This window comes from Paracoccus angustae, assembly GCF_042648745.1.
GTDB lineage: Bacteria > Pseudomonadota > Alphaproteobacteria > Rhodobacterales > Rhodobacteraceae > Paracoccus > Paracoccus angustae.
Genome location: NZ_JBHRXY010000008.1, coordinates 24,034 through 45,273, shown reverse-complemented (window position 1 = coordinate 45,273; position 21,240 = coordinate 24,034). Strand labels below are relative to the sequence as shown.

The following is a 21,240-nucleotide window of genomic DNA, read 5'->3' as shown; positions in this document are numbered from 1 at the left end:
CCTTTCCTTGTGGGTGTCAGGTCTTGGACTGGCGGTCCAGCATCACCGCCACGATGATCGCGACGCCGATCACCACCGGCTGGAGGTTCGGCGAGACGTTCAGCAGCGCCATGCCGTTCTGCAAGACGCCGATGATGAGAAGCCCGATAAACGTCCCCAGCATCCCGCCCGAGCCGCCCGACAGGCTTGCCCCGCCGATCACCACCACCGCGATGACCGACAACAGATCCGCGATCCCGGCGGTCGGATGGGCCGAATCCAGCCGCGCGCCCAGGATCAGTCCGGCCAGCGCCGCCAGCGTGCCGGCGATGACATAGACCAGCACCTTGATGCGCCGGGTGCGAATGCCCGAAAGGCGCGCGACCTCCTCGCTGCCGCCGATCGCGTAAAGCGCGCGCCCTGTCGGACGAAAGCGCAGCCAAAACGCGACCGCCAGGTAGACGGCGAAAAGAAGCATCATCTCCAGCGGGATGCCTAGGACGCGGATCCGGGCGAGGTTGGTGAACCATTCGGGAAAGCCGGTGATCGGCGCGCCATTGGTGATGAAAAGCGCGATCCCCGAGCAGGCGGACATGGTCGCCAGCGTCGCGACAAAGGGCTGGATGCGGCCATAGGTCGACAGAACGCCGTTGATCAGCCCCACAAGGGCGCCGACGCCCAGGCCCGCCAGTGCGGAAAGGCCGAAGGGGATGCCGTATTCGCGGTTCAGCCAGGCATTGACCATCAGGCTGACCGCCAGAACCGCGCCGACCGACAGGTCGATCCCGCCGATGATGATTACCAGCGCCGCACCCGCCGCCATGATCCCGATCTCGGAAACCTGGCTGAAGATGTTGATGAGGTTGCGCGAGGTCAGGAAATAGGGCGACAGCCACGAGAAGACCGCGCAGACCAGAAGCAGCCCCCAAAGCGGGCCGGGAACCGCGGCAACTGCCCGCTTCAGCAAGCCCGGCCCTTCTTGCGGCGCCCGGACGGTATCATTCAGGTTGGACATGGGTGCTCCTTCTCAGCCGGTCGGTTGCAGGATGTCGCGACGCGTCGGCTCGCCGACGGCCAGCGCCATCACGCGCGTGGGGGTGGCCTCGTTGCGGGTCAGGATGCCGGTCTGGCGGCCTTCGGACATGACCAGGACGCGGTGCGAGAGGCCAAGCACTTCCTCGAGTTCCGAGGACACGACGATCACCGCGATGCCGCTTGCGGCAAGGTCGCGGATGATCTGGTAAATGGCCATCTTGGCCCCAACATCGACGCCCCGCGTGGGCTCGTCGACGATGAAGACGCGGGGATCGCGCACCAGCCACTTGGCCAGCAGAACCTTTTGCTGGTTGCCCCCCGACATGGCGCCGACGGCCAGTTCCATCCGGCCGCGGATGTCGAAGCGGCTGCGCTGCGCGCGGCCCATCCTTTCGACATCATGGGGACGGACAAGCCCGCCGCGCGCCAGTCCCGCCTCCCATGGCAGGGTGATGTTGGCCGAGGCGGAGCGGTCGAGGTTCAGCCCCAGCCCCTTGCGGTCCTCGGGAACCATGACAATGCCCGCGTCGATCGCGGCGCGAGGCGTTCCAAGCGCCAAGGGGATCCCGTCCAGCCGCACCTCGCCCGTGTCCGCGCGGTCGGCGCCGGCCAAGGCCCGCACCACGTCCGTCCGCCGCGCCCCGACAAGGCCGGCAAGGCCCAGGATCTCGCCTTCGTGCAGATCGAAGCCGATGCCGCGGAAAGCGCCTGCCCGGCCAAGGTCCCGGACGCTCAGCGCGACCTTCGCGCGATGCGGCGCAGGGGCCTCGTGCTGAAACACGAAGGCGCGGCCGACCATGGCATTGATCAGCTCTTGCTTCGGAACCGGAACGGTCGGCCAGTCGGCCACCTTCTGGCCGTCGCGCAAGCAGACAATGCCGTCCGCGAGATGCCCGATCTCGTCCAGCCGGTGCGAAACGTAGATGATCCCCGTTCCGCGCGCGCGCAACCGGTCGATCTGCTCGAAGATCAGCGCCGCGTCGCTTTCGCCAAGCGAGGCGGTGGGTTCGTCAAAGATCACGTAACGGGGCCGGCGCAGCAAGGCCTTGGCGATCTCGATGCTCTGCTGGGTCGCCATCGAAAGGCCCCGGACCGGCCGGCGCGGGTCCAGACGGACACCCAGGGCCGCCAGAACCGCTGCGCTTTCCTCGATCATGGCGGCGCGATCAATGCGGCCCGCGCGAACCGGCTGGCGGCCGAGGAAAAGGTTCTCCGCGACCGAAAGACCGGGCAACAGACGAATTTCCTGATGGATCAGCGCCACGCCCCGATCCAGCGCGTCTGACGGGGAATGCGGCTGATAGGGCGCGCCGTCCAGCCATATCTGTCCCTCGGTCGGGGAAAGAACGCCCGCAATGATGTTGTTGAAGGTTGACTTGCCCGCGCCGTTCTCGCCGATCAGGCCAAGAACCGATCCCGGCCGCAACTCGAGGTTTATGTTGCGCAGCACCTTCACCGGGCCGAAGGATTTCGACAGGTTGCGGCAGACAAGGCCGCTGGTCGCGGGGGCGGCATCTAGCATCGTTGCGTTCTCCAGGTGGAGGCTCCGGCCGGGCGCGTGCCGGCCGGAGCAGCGGCTCACATGTTGTCGGCGGCCGGGCCGTAGAAGTCCGAAGGCTTGAACTCGCCCACGTTCTTGGCCGTGATCAGAACCGCATCCTGATACTGTTCGGCCGGGATGTCGCTGCCTGCGTCGGTCATGATGCGGATCGCGTCCGCGACGGCCATCTGTCCCATCCTGTAGGGGATTTGCGCCATCGTGGCTTGGGTCAACCCTTCCGAGATGGCCTTGAGCTGCGTCGGAAAGCCGTCGATCCCGACCGAGATCAGATCCTCGCGCCCCGCCTGGCGCGCCGCCTTGGCGGCGCCAAGCGACATCGCGTCGCTTTGGGCAAAGACTGCCTTGATCTCGGGCTGCGAGGTCAGGATGTTCTGCGTCGCGCGATACGCCTCGTTCTCGTCCCAGTTGGCAGCCTGGGTGGCCACCACCTCGATGCCGGGTGTCGCCTCGATGGCCTCGTTGCAGCCCTGGCTGCGCTGCTGTTCGGCCGTCGAACCCAGAACGCCCTGCAAGACGGCGATCTTGCCCTCGTTGCCGATCTGCTCGAAAAGCCAGGTGCACAGCTCGCGCGCCGCGCCCACGCTGTCGGTGGCGATAAAGGTCGCCAGCTTGCCGTCGCCCGACTCGGGGCGCTGGTCCACGGCCACGACCGGCACCTCGGCGTCGTTCGCCGCGCGCACGCCCGCCGCCGCTGCGGTGCTGTCCTGCGAGATGAAGATCAAGGCCCCGATCTGCTGAACCAGAAGGTTGTTGATCTGGTCGATCTGCTGGCGCGAGTTGTTCGAGGCGGACTGCACGTTCAGTTCGTAGCCTGCCTCCTCGGCGGCGGCGCGCATCCCGTCCACGGCCGCGATGTAGAACAACGAACGCTGATCGGCGACCGAAACGCCGATCACCGGCTTGTCCTGCGCCGCCGCCGCCATCGGCAGAAGCGCAAGGGCGCAGGCCGCGCCCGTCAGGCGGGATGCCATGCGGCGGGAAAGGGGGGAATTCGTCATGACCAGTGCCTCCTCTGCTTGGTCGTGTCGGCTGCCGCGCCCCCTCGCGGGGCGCGGATTGGGCGCTCAGGCAGCGGTCTCCAACCGCTGCCGGAGGTCGGCAAGGAACGCCGCCGCGCGCGCGCCGTCCACGGCGCGGTGATCGCTGGTCAGCGTGAATTCGGCCATGGGGCGCCATTGCGGGTCGCCGCCGTTCCAGACCTGGCGCCGCACCGTCCCGCCCACGGCCAGGATCGCCACCTGGGGCGGGTTGACGATGGCGGTAAAGCGGGTGACGCCGAACATTCCCAGATTCGAGACGGTGAAGGTGCCCCCCATCACCTGCGCGATGCCGATGCGCCCGGCGCGGACGCGCTCGACCAGGGTCTTGCGGCTCTGGGCGATCTCCTCCAGCGACAGCCCGTCGGCGCCGTGGATCACCGGCACCGTCAGACCCTTTTCGGCGGCGACGGCCAGCCCCAGGTTCACCCTGTCGTATTCCGCCACGCCGCCATCCAGCCAATGCGCGTTCAATGCGGAATGGCCGCGCAGGGTGGCCGCGCAATCGGCCAGGATCACGTCGGTCAGCGTCACGCCCGCGCCGCGCCGCGCCATGGCGGCGGTCATGTCCACCTCGACGGTGACGGGGAACATGGGGGCGGTCCATGCCGCGTTCATGGCCCGCACCATCAGCTTTTCGGTCTTGCCAAGTTCGCGCAGGCGGGGCTGGGGATCGGCGGTCAGGCTGTCATCCATCGCCGTGGCCTCAGGCCGCCAGGGCCGGCGCGGCCTTGCCCGCGCAGCCGTATTGGCGCATCTTCCCGACCGCCGCGTCGATCATGCGGGCGCGGCCTTCGGCCATCGCCTCCTCCAGCTGGCGGTCGCCCTGGGCTAAGACCGATTCCAGCCCCTTGCGGAAGGCGTGGCGCAGGTCGGTGTCGGCGTTGAACTTGTGCACGCCCGCCGCCTTGGCCTCCTGCACCTCGCGGTCGGTCAGGCCCGAGGCGCCGTGCAGAACCAGCGGAATGCCGGTGGCCGCCTTGATCTCGCGGATGCGCTGGATGTTGATGGGCTTTTCGGGCAGGTTCGGGATCACGCCATGCACGATCCCGACCGAGACCGCGAGGTAATCCACCCCCGTTTCGGCGACAAAGCGGCGCGCCTCCTCGACATCGGTGTAATAGTCTTCCCAATCGACGTTCTGGCCGGCGTCGGGGATCTTGCCCAGTTCGGCCTCGACCGGGATGCCGAAGGCGTGGGCGATCTCGACCACCTTGCGGGTGGTGGCGATGTTCTCCTCGAAGGGCAGGTGCGCGCCGTCATACATGACCGAGGTGAAACCCAGGCGGATCGCCTCGATCACCTCGTCCCAAGACCCGTGGTCCAGATGGATCACGTAGCGCGCGTTCGACCGCTCGGCGACGCGGCGCGTCATCTCGAAGGCGCGGGCGACGCCCATGTGCGGAATGATCGCGCGCCCGACTTGCAGGAAGACGGGACTGTCGGCGCGTTCGGCGGCCCATACCAGAGCCTCGGTCGTTTCCTCGTTGTGCATGTTGTAGGCGCCGACGGCATAGCCGCCCTTGCGCGCGTTCTCGATCAGGTCACGGGGGTCGGCTTGGGGCGTCATTGTCGGTCCTCTTGTCGGAAAGGGTTTCATTGCGCGGCCACGCGGCTGGCGGTGTCCAGGCCCGGCACGGCGAAGCGGCGGATGTAGCGGTGGTAGTCGGCGACCTCGCGCGCCGTCCGGGCCGCGTCCCAGCCCTGGTCGGCGGCCAGGATCGCGGCGGCCGCATGGATCACCAGGCGGCCGCAGCTGCCGTTCAGGCCGACCATCACCCGCCGGATCAGCGCATCGGTCAGCGTCCGGCAGAATTCGTGGCGGAAGGTGAAGATCAGTTCGGCCGGAACGGCTCCGCTGTCGGGATCGAAGGGTTCCAACAGGGCCGCGTCCGCGGAGCCGAGCGCCAGCACGTCGCCCGCCCGCGCGCCATAGATCGACACCAGCCGGTCCACCACCCCCGCATTGGCCTCCGAGGTCGCCAGCAGCTGGGCGCGATAGGCCGCAAGGTCGGTGACCCGCGCGCCGGGGAACAGCGCGCGCCGCGTGGTGCAGGGCGGCGCCTTGCGGCCCAACCGCCGGAACAGCGCGTCAACGGTTTCCTCGGCCAGGCTGCGATAGGTGGTCAGCTTGCCGCCGATGATCGACAGAAGTCCCCGGCAATCGGGTGCGTGGTCGTGGATCACGTGGCTGCGCGGCACCTTCCATTCCGATTTCTCGGGCACATACGGCAGCGGCCGCACGCCGCTGTAGGTATAAAGGATGTCCGAGGGCTTGAGTCCGGCGCCGGGGATCAGCGCGTTCACCTCGCCCAGCAGGTAATCGACCTCGGCCTCGTCGGCGCGGGCGGTGTCGGGATCGGCGTCGAATTTCTTGTCGGTCGTTCCGATCATGTAGCGCTTGCCCCAGGGGATCACCAGGACCAGCCGCCCGTCCACCCGGGATTCGTAATAAACCACGTCGTCGGGCGCGCCGGGGAACGGATCCAGGACCAGATGGCTGCCCTTGGCGCCGCCGATATGGCGCTTGCCCTGCGCCTGCCGCGCGCCCAGCACCGCATCGACCCAGGGCCCGGCCGCATTGACGGCCATCAACGCCGACAAGGCATGGCGTTCGCCGGTCAGCACGTCGGTATAGGTGACCCCGGTCAGCTGCGCGCCGTCTTGCAGGATCCCGTCCACCCGGCAGTGGGTGAGGATATGGCAGCCCTCGGCGGCCGCCTGCAAGGCGACCTCGGCGCAAAGGCGCTCGGACCAGACGACCTGGCCGTCCATGAAGATCGCGCTGCCCTCCAGGCCATCGGGCGACATCTGCGGGAAACGCGCCAGCGTCTCGTCGCGGGTCAGGATCCGGTGGGCGTCGGTCGTCTTGTCGAAGGACAGGATGTCATAGGCGACCATCCCGGCCCGCACCGCCAATTTCGATCGCTGGTTGTGGCTGTAGAGCGGGATCATCAGCGGCACCGGCTTGACCAGGTGCGGCGCGATGCGGAACAGGGTCTCGCGTTCGCGCAGCGATTCCCGGACCAAGGCCACGTCGCCCTGTTCCAGATAGCGCAGCCCGCCATGGATCAGCCGGCCCGACCAGCTGGAGGTGCCGCTGCCGATGTCCTCCTTCTCGACCAGGGCGACGCGCAGGCCGCGGGCGGCGGCGTCGCGGGCTATGCCGAGGCCGTTGATGCCGGCGCCGATGACCACCAGATCATAGGCGGCGCCGGGCGCGACGGTTGTCTCGGTGTGAGGACTTGCCATGATCGCTGTTCCGCTTGGCGTGAGAGCGGGGCGGCAGGACGCCGCCCGCGCCGGGGCGCGCTTGTTCAGTCGGTCTCGATGATCGCGATGACGGTGCGCACCTTGGTTTCCTGGCCTTCCCCGACAAGGATCTGGGCCAGGGTGCCGGCCGCGGGGGCTTCCAGTTCCTGCGTGGCCTTCTCGGCCTCGATCTCGGCCAGGGGCTCGTCCTCCTCGACGCGGTCGCCGACCTTCTTCAGCCAGCTGGTGATGGTGCCTTCGCTCATCCCCATGCCCCATTGCGGCAGCAACACTTCGACCTTCATTACCCGACCCTCCGGTTCCTGGTGTCCAACTGGTCCGCGCAGACCGCCTCGATGGCGGCGGTGATGCGCTCTTTCGTGGGATAGATCTCGGCCTCCAGCGCGGGGCTGAAGGGAACCTGCATGTTCAGCGCGCAGACCCGCTTGATGGGGGCACGCAGCGCGTGCATCGCCTCGTCCGCGACCACGGCGGCGATCTCGGCCGCCGCGCCGCAGGTGCGGTGCGCGGGTTCCGCGATGACCAGGCGCCCGGTCCTGAGAACGGACCGGACGATCGCCTTGGTGTCCAGCGGAACCAGCGTGCGCGGGTCGATCACCTCGCACGAGACGCCCCGCGCGGCCATGTCCTCGGCCGCCTGCATCGCCAGCGGGACCGAGCCCGAGACCGCGACCAGCGTCACGTCGCTGCCCTCGCGGCGCGTGCGGGCGACACCCAGGGGAATGGTGAACTCGCCGTCCTCGACCTCTTCCTTCTGGCCCCACAGCGGCACGGCCTCGAAGGACAGGACCGGGTCGTCGCTGTCGATGGCCGCGCGCATCAGCCCCTTGGCGTCGCGCGCCGAGGCGGGGGCGATGACCTTGAGGCCCGGCACGCCCATGAACATCGGATAAGGCCGGTCGGAATGGTGCGCGCCGGTGTTCAGCCCGTAGAACATGGCCGAGCGGAACAGCACCGGCAGCCGGCTTTGTCCGCCGAACATGTAGCGGTTCTTGGCCGCCTGGTTCACGAACTGGTCCATCGCCATGTAGAGGAACGAGGAATAGGACAGGTCCACGATGGGCCTGAGGCCGGTCATTGCCGCGCCAATGGCGGCCCCCACGATCGCCTCCTCCGAAATCGGCGTGTTGCGGATGCGCGACCTGCCGAACTGCTGAACGAAGTCGCCCTGTTCGGCCCGCTGCTTGCTGCCGCCGGTGGTGCCGTAGACATTCGCCTCGACATCCTCGCCGATCAGGATCACCCGCGGATCGGCGGCCATCGCCTCTTGCTGGGCCGCGCCGATCGCGCCGATAAAGGTCATCAAGCTCAAAGCACGTCCTCCAGGTCGTAGGGATCGGAATAAAGGTCGGCAAAGGCCACCTCGCGGGCGGGGTCCGGGCTTTCCATGGCAAAGGTCACGCAATCCTCGACCTCTCGCAGGATCTCCGCCTCGATCGCGTCCATCTGTTCGGCGGTGGCCTTGCCCGCCTCGATCAGCGCCGCCCGGAACAGCAGGATCGGATCGCGCGAGGTCCAGAAGCCGCGCTCGTCCGCGTCGCGGTAATCGACGTTGATGCGCAGCCCTTCGGAATGCTCGCGGAAGCGGTAGGTCATCACCTCGACAAGGCTCGGGCCCTCGCCCGCCCGGGCCCGCGCCGCGGCGGCGGCCACGGCCTCATGCACCGCCAGCACGTCCTGGCCGTCCTCGACCCGGACGCCCGGCATCCCGAACCCCGCGCCGCGGTCGCAGATCCGTCCGCCCGTGACGGTATGGGCGGGGGTGGACAGGGCGTAATGGTTGTTCTCGCACAGGAAAACGACCGGCAGCTTCCAGGCCGAGGCCATGTTCATCGATTCGTAGAGAACCCCCTGGTTGGCCGCGCCGTCGCCGAAGAACGTCAGCGCGACGCGGTTCTCGCCCAGCACCTGCGCCGACAAGCCCGCGCCCACGGCGATCGGGATGGACGACCCGGTGATGCCGGATTCGCCAAGGCTGCCGACCTTGTAATCCGCAAGATGCAGCGAACCGCCCTTGCCCTGGCAGACACCCGTCGCCTTGCCCACCAGCTCGGCCATCAGCGGCCCCAGCGGCGAGCCCATCCCGATCGGATGCCCGTGGCTGCGATGGTTGCCGGTCATGTGGTCGCCCTGCCGCAGCGCCATGCAGGCCCCCACGACCTGAGCCTCCTGACCGATGCTGGTGTGGACGGTGCCGGGAATGTAGCCGCGCTTGACCATCTTCGAGGCGCGCTCGTCGAAATGGCGGATCCGCAGCATCCGACGCTGCATCTCCAGAAGGGTATCGCCCGGCAGGCTCAGTCCATGTTCCATCAGATCATCCGTTTGGCTCTAATGTTCTTATGTTGATCATATGTATCAGAATCTGTTTCAAGTGGCAAGCTTGCAGATCCGCCGCGCCGTCTCAGGCTGCGAATGCCAACGATTGCCGAAGGATTTTTGGTTCTGAAGGGCGCCGGCCATGGCAGCGCCGCAGCGCCGCGACAAGAAAGCTGTGGCGGCACCGTCACGGAACTGGACGATTCGGCCAGGTTCCGGCACATTTGTTCACCAGTTCAAAACCGGAGCTTCTGGATGAAAGACCTTGATCGCAAGGCAACCGACCTGGCCCGCGCCGCCTGGCTCTATTATGTCGAGGAACAGACCCAGAGCCAGATCGCCGACAAGCTGGGCGTCAGCCGCAGCACCGTGATCCGCCTTTTGCAGCGGGCGCGCCAGAGCGGGCTTGTCACGATCTCGCTGGGTGTTTCCTCCGAAACCTTCGAACTCGAGCGCGACCTCGAAGCGGCCTATGGCCTGCGCAAGGTCCGCGTCGTGCCGGTTGCGGACGATCCCACCATGCAGCGGCGCTGGCTGGGCCAGGTCGCGGCCGAGGCCCTGCAAGAGATGGCGCGCAAGGATTCCATCGTCGCCGTCAGCTGGGGCTCGACCCTGCGGGCGATGGCCGATTCCCTCAGCGGCGAAGTCTCCGTGCCCGGAATGAAGATCGTCGCCCTGATCGGCGGGCTGCACAACGCGGACCAGGGCACCAACCCCTACGAGGTCGCGGAACTGGTCGGGCAGTTCTTCGGCGCCCCGGCGCGCGCGCTTTATGCGCCCGTCTATGTCCGAAACGCCGAGACAGCCGCCGGCCTGATGAGCGATCCGGGGCTGAACGAGGCCGTGGACATGGCGCGCCGCGCCTCGCTGGTAGTGTTCAGCGTCGGCTCGCTTTCAGAAGAGGCGACGATGCTCAAGCTGGGCTATGTCAACCCGACCGAGAAGGCCTTTCTGGAGGATCAGGGCGCGGTTGCCGACATCGCCTGCCGCTGGACGGACGCCCACGGCAACCCGGTGCCCCTGCCCTCGACGATCAATCCGATCGGGCTGTCGCTTAACGATCTGCGCAACATCCCCGAACGGCTGCTGATCGCGGGGGGCAGATCCAAGCAAGAGGCGATCCTGGCAAGCCTGCGCGGCGGCTATGCCACGCATCTGATCACCGACGAGCAGGTGGCGATGGCGCTGCTGCACCAGAAGCATCGGCACGGCAGCCAATGAACCACTTGCAACAATTATGAACATATGTTTCATTTTCGGGGGGAGCGAGTAGGACGTGCGAATCCCGGCCTGCGCGCGGCGCATGCCGGGCCGGCGCGCGCAAGGAGGAGTTATGATTCTGGGGATCGACCTTGGCACGTCGATGGTCAAGGCCGCATTGTTCGGACCGGACGGGGACTGCATCGCCGTCGCGGCACGGCGCAGCAGCCCGACAGCCTGCGGGCAAGGCCGGATGGAGCAGGATTTCGAAGAGATCGTCACGGCCGTCGGCGAGGTCGTGGCCGAGGCCTGCGCGGGACGGCCGGCCCCGAAAGCCATCGGCATCACCGGGCAGAGCGACGGGCTGTGGCTTCTGGACCGGGACGGGCGCGGTTGCGGGCCGGCGGTGTCCTGGCTGGACGACCGCGGCAACCCCTATCTTCAGGACTGGATCGACCGCGGCGTCTTCGAGGCCGTCTTCCGCCGCAACGGCAACGCCATCTTTCCGGGCAGCCACGCGCCCCTGATGGCCGCGATAAGCGCCGCCGCCCCCGACCGGCTGGCCCGGGCGCATACCGCAAGCTATCTCAAGGACGGCATTCTGCAACGCCTGACGGGCGCGCGGGTGACGGACGCCTCGGATGCCTCCCTGCCCTTCCTGGATGTGGTTGCGCGCGATTACGACCCCGAAATCCTGCGGATGCTGGGGCTGGAGCATTGCGAACATCTGCTGGCGCCGGTGATGCGCGCGCCGGGCCAGGCCTTTGCGCTGAATTTGGAAGGGGCCGCGCTGATCGGCCTGCCCGCGGGCATTCCGGTCCATGCCGGACCCTTCGACCTGGTCGCCTGCCCCATCGGCGCGGGCGTGCAGCGGCCCGGCGACGGGCTGATCATCATCGGCACCACCCTTGCCTGCGAGGTGCTGGTGGACCGCGTCGACACGTCGGGGCCCGCCGTGGGGATGACCCTCTGCATGCCGCAGAACGACCGCTGGATCCGTTCGATGCCCGCGACGGTGGGAACGGCCACGCTGGACTGGGTTCTGTCGCTGGTCGGCGCGTCACACAAGGATGTCGACGCGCTGCTGGCAGAAAGCAGCCCCGGATCGCGCGGGGTGACCGCCCTGCCCTTTTTCTCGGCCACGGGCGAGCGCGCGCCCTTTGTGGACGTGCGCGCGCGCGGCCAGCTGGCGGGGCTGTCCACCGCGACGACGCGGGCGGACCTGGTCCGTTCGGTCTGCGAATCGGTTGCCTATGCCGCCCGGCAATGCATCGAGGCGGCGGGCCTGACCGGCACGCTGTCGGTTTGCGGCGGCGGGTCCAATTCCATCACCTGGTCGCGGATGGTGGCCGACGCGTTGCAGCGCCCGCTTTGCATCGCCCGCAGGCCCGAGGTCGGCGCCCGGGGGGCCGCGATGGTGGCGATGGACGTGGTCGGCATCGCGTATGACCGCGACCTTTGGACCCGACCCGAGGGTGTGATCGAGCCCCGCCGCGAGCGCGCCGCCCTGCACGAGGCGGGCTTTGCCCATTACCAGGAGATCGTCGAGTCCGCGCGCCATCTGTGGCACAGCCCGAACCGCGATCTCTGCCACATGCCGCGAGAAAAGCTGCCATGCCCCGTGACCTGACCATCCCGGACCAGCGCCATCCCGAAAAGGCGCGCCGCACGCCCTCGGCCCCTCCGCCGCCGCGCCCCGACTGGATCCGCGTCGCGCTGCGCAGCAGCGACCGGCTGGCCCAGACCCGGGACATCGTGGCAAGCCACGGCCTGACAACCGTCTGCCAGGAGGCCGGATGTCCGAATCTGGGCGAATGCTGGAGCCAGGGCCACGCCACCATGATGATCATGGGCCAGATCTGCACGCGCGGCTGCACCTTCTGCAACGTGGCAACGGGACGGCCCGATGCGCTGGATCCGTTCGAACCGGGCCGCGTGGCGGATGCGGTGGCCAGGCTGGGCCTGGATCACGTCGTCGTCACCAGCGTGGACCGCGACGACCTGGAGGATGGCGGGGCCGGGCATTTCGCCCAGACCATCCGCGCCATCCGCCATCGCGCCCCCGGCACCACGATCGAGGTGCTGGTGCCCGATTTTCTGAAATGCGGCCCCGAGGCGCTGGAAACGGTGATCGCCGCGCGCCCCGATGTCTTCAACCACAACCTCGAGACCGTGCCCGGCCTTTACGCCGAGGTGCGGCCAGGGGCGCGCTATTTCCATTCGCTGCGGCTCTTGCAGCGCGCCAAGGAATTGGAACCCCGCATCTTCACCAAGTCCGGCCTGATGGTCGGGCTAGGAGAGACGCGGCCCCAGATCCTGCAAGTGATGGACGACATGCGCGCGGCGGATGTCGATTTCCTGACCATCGGGCAATATCTCCAGCCGACCCCGCGCCACCACGCGATCAGTCGCTACGTCACGCCCGAGGAATTCGCCGGCTACGGGCGGGCGGCGCTCGGCAAGGGGTTTCTGGTCGTCTCGGCCAGCCCTTTGACCCGGTCCAGCCATCACGCGAGCGCGGATTTCCGGCGGCTGAGGGCCGCGCGCGGCTGAACCATCGCCCAAGCGAAGACCCGCCGCATCGCCTGCGGCGGGCCTTTTTCCATGGCCGCGATGTCACTTGATGACGATGCCGCGGCTGCGGGTGGTGGTCAGGGCGACGACCAGGATGATGAACAGGCCATAAACCAGGCTTTGCGACTGCGCGCCCACGCCCAGCGCCTGGATCGCCACCGGCACGAAGGCCACGGTCAGCGCGCCGAAGACCACGTTCAGCGGGTTCGTCTGACCGCCCGAGATCGAGGTTCCGCCGACCAGCGCGGCGGCGATCCCGGGCAGCAGGAGCGCGCTGCCGATGCCGCTGGCCGAGGCCGAGCCCGCCTGCGCCAGGATCGCCAGTCCCGCCACGCCGCCCAGAAAGCCCGAAACGGCAAAGGTTGCGATCCGCAGCCCGCGCACCGGCACGCCGGACAGGATGGCGGCGGTCTCGTTCTTGCCCATCGCGGTCATCGACTGCCCGGCGCGGGTGAATTGCAGCGCCGCCCAGCAGACCAGCGCCAGCGCCACCGCCAGCCAGAAGGTCAGCGGCACAAAGCCGACATTCGTGGTATAGAGCGCCGAGACCAGTTCCCGGTTCTCGCCCAGATAGATCGTCTGGGAACCGCTGGTGACCAGCGCCGCCGTCTGCAACACGCCCAGCGTGCCCAGCGTCAGCGCAAAGGAGGGAACCTGCGCATAGGCCGCGATGGCCCCGTTGACCGCGCCGATCGCCGTGACCAGCGCCAGGATCGCCAGGATGCCCCAAACGCCGAGGCCGGGCAGGATCATCGCCAGCAGGATCGTGCTCAGCAGGCTGGCCGCCGCGTTCGACAGGTCGATCGAACCGACATTCAGCACGATCGACTGCCCCAGCGCCAGCAGCAGGATCGGTGCCGCCGTCGCCGCCACGATCGAGATCCCGAAGGGGCTGAGATAGTTCGGGTTCAGCAACCAGACCGCCCCCAGCATCGCCGCAAAGACCAGGGACGGGGCGACGACGTGCCAGGAAGCCAGCCGCGACAGGCGCCCGCCAATCGCCAGGCCCGAGATGGTGCGGTTCATGAAAAGCTCGCTGTGATCGGTCATACCATTTCCGCCACGATCTGATGGATGGAGGGAACGCCACCACCGGCAAGGTCGTGGCGCGCGGAGTGCCTGCCGTCGCGCAGGACAAGGATGTCGTCGGCCAGTTCCAGCGCCTCCTCGATGGTGTCGGGGATCAGCACGACGGCGGCGCCCGCGGCGCAGGCGGCGCGGATCTGGCGGTTCACGATCGCCCCCGCGCCGACATCCAGGCCGCGCAGCGGGTGGTCCAGCAGCAGCACCTTCAACGCCGGGGCGTTCAGCCATTTGGCCAGCACGACCTTTTGCTGATTGCCGCCCGAGAACTGGATCAGCGGCGCGTGGATGTCGTTGGGGCGCACCTCCAGCCGATCGAACCAGCCCTGCGCGACCCGCGCCATGCGTCGGGGACGCAGAAAGGGACCGGCCGCGCCCTCGCCCGGATGGGTCAGCGCGATGTTGCGGGTCGCGGCAAGGCCCGCGATCATGCCCTCGGTCTTGCGCTCGGCCGGGACATAGGCCAGCCCCGCCGCCACCGCTTTGCGGATCGACCAGCGGCGCACGGCCTGGCCGCCCACCAGGATCTGGCCCTCGTCCACCGTCTCGGCGCCGTAAAGGCAGCGCATCAGCGCCTCGCAGCCCGACCCGTTCGATCCGACCAGCGCCAGAACCTGCCCCGGCCGGACCGAGAACGAGATGCCGCCGAACGCGCCTGCGCGGCCAAGTCCGCGCGCCTCGAGCGCCGGGGGTCCGGCCGGGGGGCTGCGGCGTCCGGCGACCGGCTGGTGATCGCCGTCGGCCATGGCGCGGAACAGGTCGTCCTTGGTGACCTCCGCGATCGGCTTGTCGCTGGCCAGCCGGCCGCTGCGCATGACGATCACGCGGTCGCAGATGCGCATGATCTCGTCCAGGCGGTGCGAAACGAAGATCACGCTGGCGAAATCGCGCAGCTTGCGGATCTCGCGCTCGAGGATCTCGGTCTCGGCGGCCTCGAGAACGGCGGTCGGCTCGTCCAGGATGACCAGCGGCGTCGCCCCCTGGCCCGGATCGATGCAGACCGCGCGGGCGATCTCGACCATCTGGCGGTCGATAAAGGACAGATCGCCCACCCGGGTCGTCGGGCTGAGACGCACGCCGATCTTGGCCAGCGCGCGGGCCGCCTCGCGGTTGATGCGGCCCCAATCCTGAAGCCCGGCGCGTTCCAAGCCGCTGCGGGCGGAACTGTGCTGGTCGATGTTCTCGGCGATGGTCAGATTGGTGAACAGCGACTGTTCCTGATGCACCACCCCGACCCCGGCCCGCAGCGCGTCGCGCGGGCCGCGGAACTGGACGGGGCGGCCGTTCAGCCGCATCTCGCCGCGGTCGGGCTGCTCGATCCCGGCCAGGATCTTCAGCAGGGTGGATTTGCCGGCGCCGTTTTCCCCGATCAGGCCCACGACCTCGCCGCGGCGGATTTCCAGCGACACGTCGTTCACGGCCTTGACCGGACCGAAGGACCGGCAGACATGCGACAGCTTCAGGACAGGGGGATGCATATCGGTCATTTCGCCACCTTCAGCCGCCCGCGCAGGGGCCAGGACACCGCGATGATGGCAACAACCAGGATCGCGCCGAAGATGCCCGATTGGTAATCGGGATCGATCCCGGCCAGAACCAGCCCGTTGTTCAGCAGGATCAGCAAGAACACCCCCAGGGCCGAGCGGATGACGCCGCCCTCGCCGCCGCTGAGGGCGGTGCCCGCGATCACCGCCGCCGGGATGACGGTGAACAGCTGTCCCGACCCAATGTCGGGCGAGCCCGACCCCAGCTGCATCGTCGCCAGTATGCCTGCCAGCGCGCTGAGCAGCCCCGCGACGGCAAAGGCCATGACCTTGATCGAGGCGACCGGCAGGCCCATCGCGGCCGCGATCGTTTCGTTGTTGCCGATGGCCAGGATGCCGCGCCCCAGACGCGTGTGGTTCATCACCAGAAGCCCCAGGCCCAGCGCCGCGGCCGCCAGCCAGAAGGCGTTCGGCACGCCGAACGTCAGCCGGGTCGGCCAGCGGGCCAGCGTCTCGTCGGTCAGGCTGGGCAGCATGCCGTTGCCGTAAAGAAGAACGCCGATCCCCAGGCCGATATACCAGGTTCCCAGCGTCACGACAAAGGACGGCACCTTCAGCCGCGCATGGACGATCCCCGCCAGAAGGCCCAGCCCCAGGCCGAGGGCCAGGGCCGCGACCCAGGCCCAGGGACCGAAATCCACCGCCACACGGCTGTTCGGCGACATCAGGATCCAAGCCATGCCCGAGGCCCCCATGACGCCCTGCACCGACAGATCGATCGAGCCCATCTGGATCACCATGGTCGTGCCGACAACCACGATCAGGGGAACCGCGGCCTGATAAAGCAGGTTCTGCAAGTTTTCGACGCTGCCGAAGCGCGGATTGGCCCAGGTGAAGATCATCGCCAGCGCGACGATGGACAGGATCATGCCCATCGGCGCATGACGCATGGCGGCGCGCCAGCGCGCAAGGGGGGCACGCCAGCGCGCAGGGCCGGCGGACCGGGGGGGACCATCGGGAACCCGATGTCGGGCAAGACTGGACATCGCTCTACCTCGGATGTGGAAATGGCTCCGGGCCGGGGGCGCGCCCCGGCCCGATCGGCGCATCAGCTTTCGGGAAGGGCCTCGACGCCCCCGCCGACCAGCGGCATGGGCGCGGCGTCCCAGGGACCGCTTTCGACAAGGCGGTCGACAAAGGCGGCCGGTGCCCCGGGTTCGTCGTATTGCAGATAGTCGCCGATGTTGTCGGGCGTCACGCAGCTCAGGTCGAACAGGCTTTCGCGCTTGTTCTCGGGCAGCGCGCTCGGGACGACCTCGCCCTTGGCCGCCAGATAGGCGGTGTAAAGGCCGACCGCCGAGGCCATGTAGCCGCGATGAAAGGTTTCGCCGACGATGGCGTTGTCGCCGCGGCCCGACTGGATGTCCTCCAGCGTCTTGGGATAAAGCCCGTCCGACGCGAACTTGACCCGATCCAGCAGGCCCGCGTTTTCGAAAGCCTGCATGGCGCCGATCTGCATGGCGTCGTCCGCGCTCCAGACGGCGTCGATCTGGTCGCCGTATTTCACGATCAGGTCCTGGGCGTTGCGCGCCGCGATCTGCGGATCCCAGTTCGAGGGACGCTCCTCGAGGATGGCGATGTTGGGAAAGTTCTCGGCGATCTCGGCGCGGAAGCCCGCGACGCGGGTCTGGCTGGTGGTGCTGTCCTGGACGCCCGGCAGCAGAACGACTTCGCCTTCGCCGTTCAAGGCGCCGGCGATGGCTTGCGCGCCGCAGCGTCCCGAGGACACGCCCGGATGCTTTTGGAAGGCCACGAAGTGATCGCCCACGTTCCACGGCTTGTAGTCGTCGGGCTTGTTCCACCAGATCGTCACATAGCCGCCCGCCCGGCCCACGGCGTCCACGATGGTGGGCGCGTCCGACGAGGACACGGTGTTCACGAACATGATCGGCTTTTTCCCGCTGGCCAGGATCGCCATGATGTTCGAGATCCCTTCCTGCGACGAATTGTTCGAATTCACGATCTCCAGCGGCAGGCCCAGATGATCGGCCAGCGCCTGCGCACCCTCGATGTTCGAGATCATGTAGGGGTTGGTGGTGTTGATGACCGACACCACCATCACCCATTCGTCGGGCGACAGCTCCTGCGCCGAGGCGGCCCCGAGGCCCAGCCCCGCCGCCAGAACGGCGGCCATGGCGGTCATGCCGGGGGCGCGGCGCACGCGGCTTTGCGGCAGGTCGGTTTTCTTGTCACGCATGTCATTCTCCTGTTGGTCGTCCTGTTGGTTCTCAAAGGGGGGGGGGGCCGTCGCGGGGGAAGGGTCAGTCGCGCAGCGTCGCGAAGAAGCTGCGGATGTCGTCGACATAGATCCCCGGCTCTTCCAGGGGCGCGAAATGCCCGCCCGAGCCGTGGACGCGGTATTGCTTGAGGTTGAAGTATTTCTGCGTCCAGGTCAGCGGCGGCTTGTAGATCTCGCCGGGATAGATCGAAACGGCGGTGGGAACGCCCACAACCGGAAAGCGGTCATGGCTGGGCCGCCAGGGGTTGCCCCGGCATTCCCAGTAATAGCGGCACGACGTGCCGCCGGTGCCGGTCAGGAAGTAAACCGCGGCCGTGGTGACCAGATCCTCCTTGGGCCAGACCTTCTCAAAGGCGGCGGTGCCCTCGCCGCGCTCGGCCAGGCCCCAGAAATACCGCTTTTCGGTGATCCAGGCCAATTGGCCCGCCGGGCTGTCCGCGACCAGGGCGGCCAGGGTCTGCGGCTTGGTCAGCTGCAATTCGCCATAGCCGCTCTCGCGTTCGACGAACAGCTTGCCGCGTTCGAACCAGCCAGCCTCGTCCGGGCTGTATTCGCTGGCCGCCGGCAGACCCAAAGCCGGGTCAAAGGCGACGCCCGCGGGCTGGTCGGGATGGCTGGGCAGGTAATGGCTCATCTGGGCGGGGAAATGCGTGTAAACCCCGATCACGTCGCGCTCGTATTTGTGGCCGTGCTGCTGGGCGATCAGCGCGCCCCAGTCCCCTCCGGCCGTCGCATAGCGCGGATAGCCGAGGATCCTGGTCATCAGCGCGTTTTCCAGATCCGCCGTGCGCCAGAAGTTCCAGCCCGTTTCGCGCAGGGGCGAGCTGAATCCGTATCCGGGCAGCGAGATCAGCACGACATCGAAACTGTCCTCGGCCCGGCCGCCATGGGCCTCGGGGTCGGTCAGCGGGCCGATGACCTTGCGCAGATCCCAGAAGGTCCAGGGCCAGCCGTGATGCAGCAGCAGCGGCATCGGGTTCGGACCCTTGCCGCGCACATGGATCACGTGCAGCGGCACGCCCATCAGCTCGATGCGGAACTGCGGCAACTGGTTCATGCGGCGTTCGACGTCGCGCCAGTCATAATCGTTGATCCAGTAATCGACCAACTCGCGGTGATAGGCGGTGTTGTAGCCGTAACGCCAGTCGTCGTTGGCGAAATCGTCGGGAAAGCGCGTGCGCTTCAGCCGCGCCATCATGTCGTCCAGCTGCTCGTCCGGGATGTGGATTTCGAAGCAGGTCATGCGGTCGTCGAGGGCCATGGGGCATCCTCCCTGTCAAACGGGGGTCAACTTGCAATGAAGAACCGGGCAAAGGTCAGTCGCGCAGGGAGCGCATCACGTCCTTGATGAGCGGCCAGACCCGCGCGACCGAGGCGTGATCCATGCTCTCCTTGGGCGAGTGCAGGTCATAAAGGTTCGTGCCGATGCCGATCGTGTCCAGCCCGGGGATGCGCTGCGTGAACATGCCCAGTTCCAGGCTGCAAACCGAGACCAGCACCTCGGGCTTGCGGCCCATCACGCGGGCGTAGCTTTCCTTGGCGATGTCCAGCATCCGCGACCCGGGGTTCCAGGGAAACTCGGGCGCATCAAGCCCGATCTGCTTGGCGCGAACCCCGTCCCCCGCCAGTTCGGCGATCAGCATCAGCCGGTCCAGGACCGCATGCTTGCGAGACGTGACGGCGCTGGTGATGGTCGAGGTGATCTCGACCCCCTTGTGGGTGGTGACCATCAGGCCGATGTTGTTCGAGGTTTCCCAGTTGCCGGCGACCTCGAGGTTCTGGGTCTGGATCCCGTCCGGCAGCAGCAGCATCACGCCCAGCAGCCGCTTGGCGGCGGCCGGCGAAAAGACCCGTGCGACCGGGGTGTCGGACCGCGCCAAGGTGATGCGCATGTCGGGATCGGCCAGCCGGAACTCGGCCTTCAGCTCCTCGGCCAGCGTTTCCACGGCGTGGCGCACGGCCTCGATCCTGCCGTGCTCGATGCGGATCAGTGCGGCGGCCTCGGCGGGAATGACGTTGTTCTGGACGCCGCCCGACAGGCGGGCGATCTCGACCCCGCCCTGCCCCGCCGCGCGGCGCAGCAGGCGGCCCAGGGCGACAATGGCGTTGGCGCGTTCGAAATGGATGTCGAATTCACAATGCCCGCCGCGCAGGCCGCCGATCCGCAGCGCCCAGGTCTCGAAGCCGGCGGCGGGTGCGGTCCAATCCGCATCCACGTCGATCCGGCAGGACACGTCGCCCGAGCAGCCGGCCAGCAATTGGTTCTCCTCGATCCAGTTAAAGTCGATCATCCGCTTGCCCGACAGCAACGACAGATCGACGCCGTCGCCGCCGACCTTGCCCATTTCCTCCATCGCGGTCATCACGCATTCCAGAGGCGGATGAGGGATGTCGTCGCTGTCCAGCAGGGCCAGCATGTAGGCGATGCCCAAACCGTTGTCGGCCCCCAGCGTCGTGCCCTCGGCGCGGATCCGGTCTCCGTCCAGCTTCAGCGTGACCCCCTTGGTGAAGTCGTGGCTGACGCCCTCGTCGGTCTTGCAGACCATGTCCAGGTGGCCGTGCAGGATCACGGCGGGCGCGTCTTCATACCCGGGGGTGCCGGGCTTCTTGACGATGATGTTCTGCAACTCGTCGCGATGGCACACCAGCTTTCGTGCCGCCGCGAAATCCGCCACGTAATCGGCCGCATCCTTTTCGTGCCGCGAGCAGCGATGCCGTGCGCTCAGCGCCTCGAAGAATGCCATGACGTCGCGCGGCTCGACCTCGGCCAGCACGCCGGACGACGCCGCATGGTCGACGCGTTCCTCCTGCAAATCAACGTCCACTTCCGCTCCTCCCTGTCATGCGCCAAGCGGCTTCCCCCAGCGAGGCAATGCCGGCAGGGCTCCTCCCCCTCCCGGCCTTGGCGGTGCCGCAGCGCCTTAATGAAGCATTTGTTCATGCTCAAGTCATTTATACCACAACCCGGATCGGGCTGGCAAAGCATTTGTTCAGCGGCACTGAGAAGAAGGTATTTAGCTAAGATCGCGGGGTTTTTGCCGAAAGATGGTTCAGAAGCGTTACGGTTTCGGCATCGCTGCGGCGCTTGCCCCAGCGAGAGTTCACGCAAGGGCTGCTGTAGATTAATCCTGTTCGCATCACGAAGTCCGGACCTGTCCGCGACCGCCCGATGCAATGGAAATCCCTCGATGATGCCCCGAAGCAGCGCGGATCGCTCCTGATCCGGCTTGACAGGGATATGGAGTGCTCGCCGAGAGGCCTAGCCGCCCGGGACGCCCGCCGGCGTTCTCCGATGCAGCAGTCCAGTTTTGCCTGATGGGGAAGGTTCTGTTTGGTCTGCCGCCTCGGTAAAGCACGGGCATGGTGTCCTGCATCCTGGACATGGCAGGACTCACC

At 67.6% G+C, this 21,240-nt stretch carries 18 protein-coding genes; 3 read left to right on the top strand and 15 right to left on the bottom strand.

Going from position 1 to position 21,240, the window contains the following annotated elements:
* Positions 1-16: 16 nt before the first annotated feature.
* The 9 genes from ACFOM8_RS11635 to ACFOM8_RS11595 all read right to left on the bottom strand — a co-directional run bounded on the left by ACFOM8_RS11635 (position 17) and on the right by ACFOM8_RS11595 (position 9,198).
* On the bottom strand, positions 17-994 hold the full coding sequence (locus ACFOM8_RS11635; RefSeq protein WP_377761510.1) for an ABC transporter permease: 978 nt from the start codon (positions 992-994) through the stop codon (positions 17-19).
* Positions 995-1,006: 12 nt separating this feature from the next.
* Positions 1,007-2,536, bottom strand: coding sequence for a sugar ABC transporter ATP-binding protein (locus tag ACFOM8_RS11630; RefSeq protein ID WP_377761509.1), 1,530 nt, complete (start codon positions 2,534-2,536; stop codon positions 1,007-1,009).
* Between the two features lie 56 nt (positions 2,537-2,592).
* Positions 2,593-3,573, bottom strand: a complete 981-nt coding sequence (locus ACFOM8_RS11625; protein WP_377761508.1) for a substrate-binding domain-containing protein — start codon at positions 3,571-3,573, stop codon at positions 2,593-2,595.
* Positions 3,574-3,639: 66 nt separating this feature from the next.
* A complete protein-coding gene (locus ACFOM8_RS11620) occupies positions 3,640-4,308 on the bottom strand; it encodes a 2-oxo acid dehydrogenase subunit E2 (RefSeq protein ID WP_377761507.1) in 669 nt (222 codons plus the stop codon).
* Between the two features lie 10 nt (positions 4,309-4,318).
* On the bottom strand, positions 4,319-5,182 hold the full coding sequence (locus ACFOM8_RS11615; protein WP_377761506.1) for a class II fructose-bisphosphate aldolase: 864 nt from the start codon (positions 5,180-5,182) through the stop codon (positions 4,319-4,321).
* A gap of 26 nt (positions 5,183-5,208) precedes the next feature.
* Positions 5,209-6,864 (bottom strand): glycerol-3-phosphate dehydrogenase/oxidase, encoded by a 1,656-nt coding sequence (locus tag ACFOM8_RS11610; RefSeq protein WP_377761505.1) that lies wholly within the window; start codon positions 6,862-6,864, stop codon positions 5,209-5,211.
* Between the two features lie 65 nt (positions 6,865-6,929).
* Positions 6,930-7,169, bottom strand: a complete 240-nt coding sequence (locus ACFOM8_RS11605; RefSeq protein ID WP_377761504.1) for a biotin/lipoyl-containing protein — start codon at positions 7,167-7,169, stop codon at positions 6,930-6,932.
* A complete protein-coding gene (locus ACFOM8_RS11600) occupies positions 7,169-8,188 on the bottom strand; it encodes an alpha-ketoacid dehydrogenase subunit beta (RefSeq protein WP_377761699.1) in 1,020 nt (339 codons plus the stop codon). Before ACFOM8_RS11600 ends, ACFOM8_RS11605 begins: the two co-directional genes overlap by 1 nt.
* 5 nt (positions 8,189-8,193) lie before the next feature.
* Positions 8,194-9,198: a thiamine pyrophosphate-dependent dehydrogenase E1 component subunit alpha gene (locus ACFOM8_RS11595; protein ID WP_377761503.1), complete on the bottom strand. Its 1,005-nt coding sequence runs from the start codon at positions 9,196-9,198 to the stop codon at positions 8,194-8,196.
* Positions 9,199-9,459: 261 nt separating this feature from the next.
* Between ACFOM8_RS11595 and ACFOM8_RS11590 the strand changes: the two genes are divergently transcribed.
* The 3 genes from ACFOM8_RS11590 to lipA all read left to right on the top strand — a co-directional run bounded on the left by ACFOM8_RS11590 (position 9,460) and on the right by lipA (position 12,957).
* Positions 9,460-10,425 (top strand): sugar-binding transcriptional regulator, encoded by a 966-nt coding sequence (locus tag ACFOM8_RS11590; protein WP_377761502.1) that lies wholly within the window; start codon positions 9,460-9,462, stop codon positions 10,423-10,425.
* Positions 10,426-10,537: 112 nt separating this feature from the next.
* Positions 10,538-12,034, top strand: coding sequence for an FGGY family carbohydrate kinase (locus tag ACFOM8_RS11585; protein ID WP_377761501.1), 1,497 nt, complete (start codon positions 10,538-10,540; stop codon positions 12,032-12,034).
* Positions 12,019-12,957 (top strand): lipoyl synthase, encoded by a 939-nt coding sequence (lipA, locus tag ACFOM8_RS11580; RefSeq protein WP_377761500.1) that lies wholly within the window; start codon positions 12,019-12,021, stop codon positions 12,955-12,957. The genes ACFOM8_RS11585 and lipA overlap by 16 nt, the downstream gene beginning before the upstream one ends.
* Positions 12,958-13,020: 63 nt before the next feature.
* Here lipA and ACFOM8_RS11575 read toward each other — a convergent pair whose 3' ends face one another.
* The 6 genes from ACFOM8_RS11575 to pepD all read right to left on the bottom strand — a co-directional run bounded on the left by ACFOM8_RS11575 (position 13,021) and on the right by pepD (position 20,669).
* Positions 13,021-14,028, bottom strand: coding sequence for an ABC transporter permease (locus tag ACFOM8_RS11575; RefSeq protein WP_377761499.1), 1,008 nt, complete (start codon positions 14,026-14,028; stop codon positions 13,021-13,023).
* Positions 14,025-15,548, bottom strand: coding sequence for a sugar ABC transporter ATP-binding protein (locus tag ACFOM8_RS11570; RefSeq protein WP_377761498.1), 1,524 nt, complete (start codon positions 15,546-15,548; stop codon positions 14,025-14,027). The genes ACFOM8_RS11575 and ACFOM8_RS11570 overlap by 4 nt, the downstream gene beginning before the upstream one ends.
* On the bottom strand, positions 15,545-16,495 hold the full coding sequence (locus ACFOM8_RS11565) for an ABC transporter permease (protein WP_377761497.1): 951 nt from the start codon (positions 16,493-16,495) through the stop codon (positions 15,545-15,547). The genes ACFOM8_RS11570 and ACFOM8_RS11565 overlap by 4 nt, the downstream gene beginning before the upstream one ends.
* A gap of 158 nt (positions 16,496-16,653) precedes the next feature.
* Complete coding sequence (locus tag ACFOM8_RS11560; protein ID WP_377761496.1) at positions 16,654-17,802, bottom strand: sugar ABC transporter substrate-binding protein; 1,149 nt, start codon at positions 17,800-17,802, stop codon at positions 16,654-16,656.
* A gap of 64 nt (positions 17,803-17,866) precedes the next feature.
* Positions 17,867-19,105, bottom strand: a complete 1,239-nt coding sequence (locus ACFOM8_RS11555; protein WP_377761495.1) for an epoxide hydrolase family protein — start codon at positions 19,103-19,105, stop codon at positions 17,867-17,869.
* A 55-nt stretch (positions 19,106-19,160) separates the two neighbouring features.
* The gene (pepD, locus tag ACFOM8_RS11550) at positions 19,161-20,669 is read right to left on the bottom strand and encodes a beta-Ala-His dipeptidase (protein WP_377761494.1); all 1,509 of its coding nucleotides are present in this window, start codon (positions 20,667-20,669) and stop codon (positions 19,161-19,163) included.
* Positions 20,670-21,240 lie beyond the last annotated feature (571 nt).